General features: G+C 64.1%; 2 protein-coding genes. Both read left to right on the top strand.

Annotation, left to right across the window (positions count from 1 at the left end; genetic code table 11):
• The first annotated feature begins 141 nt into the window (after positions 1-141).
• Entirely contained in the window at positions 142-633 is a 492-nt protein-coding gene (locus G3T14_RS23615; RefSeq protein ID WP_163644928.1) for a hypothetical protein, read from the top strand.
• A gap of 704 nt (positions 634-1,337) precedes the next feature.
• A partial coding sequence (locus G3T14_RS23620; protein ID WP_246733526.1) for a recombinase family protein occupies positions 1,338-2,890 on the top strand: 1,553 nt, incomplete at its 3' end.

Here is a 2,890-nt window from a genome sequence, read left to right on the forward strand (position 1 = left end):
CCGTACGCATACCGTATCTGGTCGCCCTTCTACCGTGCTCTACCGTACCTTGCCGTGCCTTAACGTTTTCCTGCCGTAGCCGGTGGCATTCTCTCGGCATCCTCGACGAGACCGAAACGGCCGGAACGCTACCTCCGACCGATGTCAAAGCCCCACCTTGATCTCCGCCGCCTCGACCGTGACCTCGCCAAAGACGCGAAACGGTTCGATGCGCTGGCGCCGGGAGGCAAGCCCGCCACCGGGCTCATGGCGGCGGTGCGCGACAACCTTGACGCCCTTGTGGCCTTGCAGGCCAGCGGCGTGACCTGGAACGCCATTGCGGCCGGCCTGACCATGCAAGGCTTCACCACCTCTGACGGTCGGCCTCTCACCGGAACCCAGATCACCGGCATCGTATCGAGCGTGCGTCGGCAGGAGATCCGCAGGGCAGCCAAAGCCGCGGTGCGGCTTGCTCGCGGGGATCTCAAGCCTCCACCTGATCAGCCTGTGAACGAACGGCGTCTTCGTCTATCACCCGATCTCGTTGCGGGTGCAGATGTACAAGGGCGCGGCGACGCGAACTTGATCACGACCGAGGAGGAGATCCGACGGGTTCGGCTCAGTGAGCTTCAGCACCTCCTCAAGAAGCCCTGAACGATCCGGTGCGGAAGCCTCGTGCGAATCCGCTTGCAACTGGTCTCGATCCGATCGACCCTCGTCGAGCACGTCGATGTGTTCTGGCCGGATTTGGCCGAACGGGTCGCCGTGTCGCTCCGGGGTAGGTGTGGAAAACGACCCGCGTTGGTCGACGGTCATCCCCAGACGCGAAGGCCGTCGGCTGGCGCGGGACAACACGTGATGCGTGGCGTCAATCCCTCAGGCCCCACCGGTGGCCGATGCCTCCTTGGCATCACAGCCGGCCAGAGATCAGACGCGCCCTAGCACCGGCGCAAAGCGGACCCGGATCAAGCCGCTCACCGCTCAGCCGGTCGAGGCATCGCATGGCCGTGCCTGCAAGCCAAGCGTAAATCCTCCCGCGGTTCTGCACCCGTGTCGGAGACGAGTTCTGCGTACTCCAATCGCTGACGACGTTAGAGTCGAGGACGACCTGCCGCGTCCGGTGCCGGTCAGCCTTGCCGAGCTCGACGTGCTGGAGACCTTCCTCGGCGCCCGGCTCGACGAGGTGATGCGCGAGCTGGCGTCGTGACCATCGCATCGATCGTAAGCTGTGGAGTCCCGCAGCTGAAGCGTGGACCATCCGGCAATCTCCCCTATCGTCGATCCTCTCCAAGCGGGAGCAGCCCATCATGAACATGCAGGTTCGCAAGACCAAGCCGACCCCGCGTGTCGAGGGACCGATGCGCGCTGCCGCCTACCTGCGCGTCTCGACGGGGCGCCAAGCGGAATCCGATCTCTCGATCCCTGATCAGAGGAAGCAGATCGCGGCCTTCTGTGCCGCCAAGGGCTGGCCGCTCGTGGCCGAGTACGTCGAGCCCGGCGCTTCAGCGATGGACGATGTGCGACCCGAGTTCCAGAAGATGATCGAGCGGGCCAGCGATGGCGATCAGCCCATCGACGTGATCGTGGTGCACAGCTTCAGCAGGTTCTTCCGCGATGGCTTTGGCCTGGAGATGTACGTCCGCAAGCTCGACAAAGTCGGCGTCAGTCTGGTTTCCATCACGCAGGAACTTGGCACCGATCCCGGCCAGGTCATGATGCGCCAACTCATAGGTATGTTCGACGAGTACCAGAGCCGCGAGAACGCCAAGCACGTTCTGCGCGCCATGAAGGAGAACGCATCGCAAGGCTTTTATAATGGGGCAACCCTGCCGCTCGGCTACGGGCTCGAAGAGGTCGAGAAGCGCGGCAACCGCATCAAGAAGCGCCTCGTCGTCGATCCGGTTGAAGCCGAGACCGTGAGGCTGATCTTCCGCCTCTACCGCAGCGGAGACGGCACGTCGGGGCCGCTTGGCGTCAAGGCCACCACCTGTTGGCTCAATGGCCGAGGCTATCGGACCCGGCGCGGCGCCCGCTACGGGGTTGCTACGGTTCACAAGATCCTGACCAACCCGGTCTATATCGGCGAATGGGTGTTCAACCGCCGCTCCGCAAAGACGCAGATCGAGAAGCCCAAGGCCGAGCAGATCGTGATCGCGGTGCCGGCCATTATCGAGCGAGCCGAGTTCGAGGCGGTCGCCGCGACCCTGAAGGGCAACAACCCACGTGTGACGCCACCGCGGGTGGTCACGGGTCCGATTCTGCTTACCGGCCTGGCAACTTGCGCCACTTGCTCGGGTGCGATGACCCTGCGCACCGGCACCTCGAAGTCCGGCAAGGTCCACAGCTACTACAGCTGCTCGACCCATAGCCGGCAGGGCAAGACCGGCTGCCAGGGTCGCGCGATCCCGATGAACAAGCTCGATACCCTGGTCACCGATCACCTTGTGACCGAGCTGCTGCAACCGGATCGGCTGCGCGCCACGCTCTCCGCCTTGTGGGCATCACGTGCTGAGAAGGCGGCTGAAGTCGATGGCCGCGTCGGCGCCTTGCAGGCCGAGATGACGACGGCGGAGGAAAGGCTCAAGAGGCTCTACGCGATGGTCGAGGATGGTGTAACCGATCTCGACGACATCCTGCGCGACCGACTGGCAGCGTTGAAGCTCGATCGCGACCGGGCCAAGGCTGCGCTGGACCGCATACGCGTGAATGAGCGACCGGCGGCGGTGATCGCGCCGGACTTGGTCGAGCGGTTTGGTCAGCTGATGCGCGAGAACGTTACGGCTGGAGAGATCCCGTTCCGCAAGGCCTGGATCCAATCGATCGTCGACCGCGTCGAGGTCGACGATCACGTCATCCGGATCATCGGCGATAAAAGCAGCCTCGAACACGCCATCATGGTCGGCGGGTCGAC

The organism is Methylobacterium sp. BTF04 (genome assembly GCF_010692745.1).
In the GTDB taxonomy this organism is placed as follows: Bacteria; Pseudomonadota; Alphaproteobacteria; order Rhizobiales; family Beijerinckiaceae; genus Methylobacterium.